Source organism: bacterium (assembly GCA_028821235.1).
Taxonomy (GTDB): Bacteria; Actinomycetota; Acidimicrobiia; order Spongiisociales; family Spongiisociaceae; genus Spongiisocius.
The window spans coordinates 1-5,131 of the sequence record JAPPGV010000150.1; the positions used below are offsets into that span (position 1 = coordinate 1).

General features: G+C 68.3%; 6 protein-coding genes. 1 reads left to right on the forward strand and 5 read right to left on the reverse strand.

Going from position 1 to position 5,131, the window contains the following annotated elements; all coding sequences use genetic code 11:
* From OXK16_15585 to OXK16_15600, 4 genes are all read right to left on the reverse strand, one after another.
* The coding region (locus OXK16_15585) for an NADH:flavin oxidoreductase (GenBank protein MDE0377364.1) at nt 1-809 on the reverse strand (809 nt) is incomplete at its 3' end.
* A gap of 37 nt (nt 810-846) precedes the next feature.
* Nucleotides 847-2,058 carry a Tm-1-like ATP-binding domain-containing protein gene (locus OXK16_15590; GenBank protein ID MDE0377365.1) on the reverse strand — a complete coding sequence of 404 codons (1,212 nt, stop codon included), beginning with the start codon at nt 2,056-2,058 and terminating at the stop codon, nt 847-849.
* Nucleotides 2,059-2,106: 48 nt separating this feature from the next.
* Nucleotides 2,107-2,937, reverse strand: a complete 831-nt coding sequence (locus tag OXK16_15595) for a phosphoenolpyruvate hydrolase family protein (protein ID MDE0377366.1) — start codon at nt 2,935-2,937, stop codon at nt 2,107-2,109.
* 29 nt (nt 2,938-2,966) lie between these two features.
* Nucleotides 2,967-3,761: an SDR family NAD(P)-dependent oxidoreductase gene (locus OXK16_15600; GenBank protein MDE0377367.1), complete on the reverse strand. Its 795-nt coding sequence runs from the start codon at nt 3,759-3,761 to the stop codon at nt 2,967-2,969.
* 415 nt (nt 3,762-4,176) lie between these two features.
* On the opposite strand from OXK16_15600, the gene OXK16_15605 reads away from it, so the two are divergent.
* Complete coding sequence (locus OXK16_15605; GenBank protein MDE0377368.1) at nt 4,177-4,431, forward strand: HPr family phosphocarrier protein; 255 nt, start codon at nt 4,177-4,179, stop codon at nt 4,429-4,431.
* A gap of 37 nt (nt 4,432-4,468) precedes the next feature.
* Here the strand turns inward: OXK16_15605 and OXK16_15610 are convergent.
* Nucleotides 4,469-5,131, reverse strand: a 663-nt coding sequence (locus tag OXK16_15610) for a phosphoenolpyruvate--protein phosphotransferase (protein ID MDE0377369.1), incomplete at its 5' end; no start/stop codon positions are given.

Sequence of the window (5,131 nt, forward strand, 5' to 3'; positions counted from 1 at the left end):
GGTCCCTGGAAGATCATCGACATCGACTCGTAGGTGCCTCCGGCCACGTCGATCAGGTCGATCCCGGCGTCGGCGAGCATGACCGCGAAGCGGGCCGACTCGTCCGCCTCCAGGCCACCCTCCACGTACTCGGCCGCCGACATCCGGTAGCCGACCGGGTAATCGGGCCCGACCACCTCCCGGACGGCGGCGAGAACCTCCAGGGGGAAGTGGGCGCGGCCGGCCAGGGGCCCTCCGTAGCCGTCGGTGCGACGGTTCGACTGCGGCGACAGGAACTGGCCGAGCAGGTAGCCGTGCGCGCCGTGGAGGTGGATCATGTCGACACCCGCCGCCAGGCATCGCTCGGCGGCCCTGGCGAAGTCTCCGATCACCCGGCGGATGTCGGCCGCCGTCATCTCGCGGGGAACCGTGCCCGGATCCATCATGCCGGATGGTATGGCAGACGGAGCGATGGGCTGGCGATGGTGGGTGGCGACGGAGGCCTGGCGGCCCCCGTGGTGGAGTTCCATGGCCAGCTTGGCGCCGTGCGCGTGGATCTCTGCGGCCATCCGGGTGAGGGCCGGGATGACGTGGTCCCCGTGGCAGCCCACCTGGTACGGGTTCCCCCGACCCTCCGGCGACACGTAGGTCGACTCGAGTTGGATCAGCGCCGCCCCGCCCATGGCGCGCCGCCGCGCGTAGGCGATGTAGCGCTCGTTCAGCGACCCGTCGAGGTTGGCGAGCGACTTCTCCATGGGGCCGACGATGATCCGGTTTCGCATGTGCATCCGGTTGATGTAGCCGGGACGCAGCAGGTTCTCGAAGCTCATCAACGACCTCCCCCGGACTCGTCTACCCGGTGGTCGGTCATCGAGCCCGCACCGGATCGACCGCCGCGACCAGCGCCTCGGCGAACTCCCGGTCGTTGATGTGGTGATCCATCCGCACCAACGATACGGGGGAGTGGGGCGGGAGCCCGGACGCGACACCCTCGGCGAAGGCCTCCACGGATCCGGGGTCGTGAAACGCGCCTCCCTCGATGTCGAGCTGCGAGACGCCCCTCATCGGTACCAGCACCGAGGTGGCCGCTCCAGGGGCCCCGAGGCGTTCCGCCACCGTCCGGCCGAGCCGGTGGTTCTCCTCCGGGGTGGTGCGCACGAGGGTGACCAGGTCGTTGTGCGCCACGTGGAGCCGGTTCCGGAAGCGCTCCGGCAGGTTTGCCAGGGGACCCAGGCAGATCATGTCGATCGCACCCGGGGCGATGGCCTGCGGGACGGCGGATCGGGATGCGCCGGTGAGGCGGTCGGATCCTGCCGGCCACAGGCCCCCGAACAGCTCGTCGGCCACCTCGCTGATGGTCACGTCGATGGCGGACGCGACCAGGCCCTGGCTCACGAACGACTCGAAGGAGCGGCCTCCCGTGCCGTTGGCGTGGAACACCAGCGGCTCTAGGCCGCGATCCACCAGGAGCTCGCGGCAGTTGGCCACGCAGGGGTTGGTGACGCCGTACATGGTCAGGGCGACCGAGTCCTCGGGCGCGCTCACGGGGTGTTCCCCGCCCGCGCGCAGCAGCGCTACCGACACGTGGGCCAGGCGGCTGATCATGCTCCGCAGGATCCGGTTGTCGCCCTCGATGTCGAGGATGGGGTAGAGCATGGTCACGTCGCCGCCGTGGACCAGTGCCCTGGTCTCGCCGGCCACCGAGGTCGCCATCAGGATCTTCGGGACGCCGATGGGGACGATGGGCGCCAGTACGGAGAAGGCCGCCGCCGCGTTGGAGCCGCCCATGCAGACCAGCGCTCCCACCTCGCCTCCGTCCACCAGTTGCCGGAGGATGCGGGCCGCCCCCGTGGCCATGGCCGACACCGCCCCCGCCCTGCCGAGCGGAGGCAACTCTTCGAGGGAATATCCGGCGGCTTCCGCCACGGCTTCGGCGGGGTGGTCGTAGCCATGGTCACCGCCGAAAACGCCGATGTCGATGGTGATGGGGGAAGCGTCGAGGCTACGGAGCTCCTCCACCAGCAGACCGAGCGGCTCGGCCTTCGTATCGAAGGCGCCGGCAACCACGACCCTGCTCATGGCCTGCAGTCCACGATCACCACACTTCGGGCAGGGCGGGGCGGGTGCTCAGATGGTCACGCTCTTGAAGGAGCGGACCGTGCTCTCGATGGCCACCTCGGTCGGCAGGCGCTCCATCGTGGAGGCGCCCACGAACCCGTAGCAGCCCGATCCACGCATCACCGTCCCGACCTCTTCGGGGCCCTCCAGCGGTCCTCCGTGCAGCACCACGATGATGTCGGGATTGATCGCCTCGGAGATCTCCCTGGTCTCCACGGCCTGATCGATGCAGGCGTCGAGTGACATGGTGAAGGAGTCGGTGGCGCCGATACTGCCGCCGGTGGTGAGGCCGAGGTGGGCGACCATCACGTCCACTCCCGCCTCGGCGAAAGCGGCCGCCTCATGAGCCTCGTAGCAGTAGGACATGGTGAACAGGCCGAGTTCCGAGGCGGTCCGCAGCATCTCGACCTCCCGGTCCAGGCCGAATCCGGTGGCTTCCAGGCTTTCCCTCCAGCGCCCGTCCGTGTAACCGATGGACGGGAAGTTGATCACTCCGGAGAAGCCCATCGCCTCGAGCCCGCCGAGGAACCGATCCATGACCCGCGTGGGGTCGGTGCCGTTCACTCCCGCGATCACTGGCGTGTCCTTGACGACCGGGAGCACCTCCCGCTCTCCCATCTCCATGACGATGGCGTTGGCGTCCCCGATCGGCAGCAGGCCGGCGTTGGACCCGTGACCCGCCATCCGGTACTTGCCGGAGTTGTAGATGAGGATCAGGTCGGCGCCTCCCGCCTCGGCGAACTTGGCCGATATCCCCGTACCGGCGCCGGCGCCGATGATCGGGCTCCCGCTCGCCAGGGTCGCCCGGAGCCGCTCCAGGACCTGATCTCTCGTGAACATACGGTTTCGCTCCTCTCGTGGTCCCGCTGTCAGTCCACCATCAGCAGGCCGCCGTTGACATGGATGGTCTGGCCGGTGACGTAAGCCCCGGCATCCGACGCCAGGAAGATGGCGGGTCCCACCAGGTCCTCGGCCACTTCCATCCGGCCCAGCGGGATGTACTTCTCGTATTCGAACAGGTAGTCGCGGTGGTGGGCGTGCATGGGAGTATCGACCGCGCCGGGGGCGATCGCGTTCACCCGGACGCCGTGCGGCGCCACGTCCTGGGCAGCCCCCCTGCTCAACGACTGCAGGGCTGCCTTGGCCGAGCAGTAGTCGACGCCTCCACCGCTCTGGTTGAACACCGAGGCCCTGGACGACCACGAACTACCGATGTTGATGACGCTGCCCCGCCCGGCGTCCACCATCTCCCGGAGCACCGCCCGCATGATCCGCATGGGGGCCTTCAGGTTGATCCCGTACATCTGGTCCCACTGCTCGTCGGTGATCCCGACGATGTCGGCGTAGCCCATGATCCCGGCGTTGTTGACCAGCACGTCGATCCGCCCGCCCAGGCCCTTGGCCGCGGCCACGATCCGCTCGGGGGTGTCGGGTGCGGTGACATCGGCCACTACCGTCGCCACCCCGTGACCGATCTCCCCGATCTCGGCAGCAGTGGTCTCCAGGACAGCGCCGTTGAGATCCACGAGCACCAAGTCGCTACCGGCGTGCGCGAAGCCGGTGGCCAGCGCCTTGCCGATGCCCTGTCCGGCCCCGGTGACGATGCTGCAATAGCCGCTCAGGTCGAAGAGGTTCCTGGAGATGTCGGGAAACGGGAGGCTCAAACTTCTCGGTCCTTCGTCGCACGGATAAGGGTTCCGGGGATGCGGCGCAATCCTAGTGCCCCGGACCCATCGTTCTTCGTGCTCGGTGCCGCGGCTATCCCTAGGCCGGTCTGGACGTACTTCAGTCTCGAGATACTGCAATCATCCAACAAGGGGGTTGATCGTGTCACAATGCCGCCTTATGTTAACGGATGACCGTAATCACTAGCAGTCTGCGTGCGACGTCGACCGGGCTGACGGAGGGATCATATCGTCCGAGGTGGCCCCATCCCGGGGTAGGGCCGGACGCGCCTCGGACCCAAGGTGGTGGCGGTGGGGGTGGGCCCATCGGGCGGGGGGTGTTTCGCCGCGGTTTTCGCGTTCTTCCGGATTCGGATTGCTAGGGTTCGTTGCCCGCTCGGATCGGATTAGCAGGATGAGAGAAGAGATCACCATCACCAACCCGGCGGGTCTCCACGCCCGCCCGGCCGCCGAGTTCGTGAAGCGGGCCAAGGCGTCGGCCTCGAACATATCCGTCACGGCCAACGACAAGACCGTCAACGCCAAGAGCATGCTGGGGATCCTCAAGCTGGGCGCCACGCTGGGCACCACGGTCACGATCGAGGTGGATGGCGACGATGCCGGCGAGGTCCTGGAGGACTTCAGGGATTTGCTGTCCGAAGAGGGCTGACCACTCGCCACTCGCCACTCGCCGCCGGCGACTGGCCTCACGCCCCTTCGAGTATCCGTCGCACCTGGGCGGCGTCGGCTGCCTCTAGACACTCGTCGGCCAACTCCCGGCAGCTGTCGTGGCTCAGGCTGCGGACCCGTTCCTTGATGGTGGGCACCGAAGGGATGGCCACCGACAGCTCCTTGACGCCCAGCCCGATCAGGATCGGGGTGGCAACGGGGTCGCCGGCCATCTCGCCGCAGACGCCCACCCAGGGCCCGGCGGCCCCGGCTGCCGAAGTGGTTTCCCCGATCAGCCTCAGGACGGCCGGATCGAGATGGTCGGCCCGGTCGGCGACCTCCCGGTTGGTCCGGTCCACCGCCAGCGTGTACTGCGTCAGGTCGTTGGTCCCGATGGAGAAGAAGTCGACGTGTGGCGCGAGCCGGGAGGCGACCAGGGCGGCGGACGGTATCTCGATCATGATCCCGACCTGGTAGTCCGCGGCGAACGGCAGGCCGTCGGCGGCCAGCGACTGCTCCGCCTCGGCCAGCGCCGACCGGAAGGCCATGAGGTCGGCAATGCCCGACACCATAGGCGCCATGATGGCCAGACGGCCCTCGGTCCCCGCTCGGAGCAGCGCCCGCAGTTGGTCGCGCATCATTTGGGGGCGGGCCAGCGTGAGCCGGATTCCCCGGAGGCCCAGGAACGGGTTGAGCTCCTC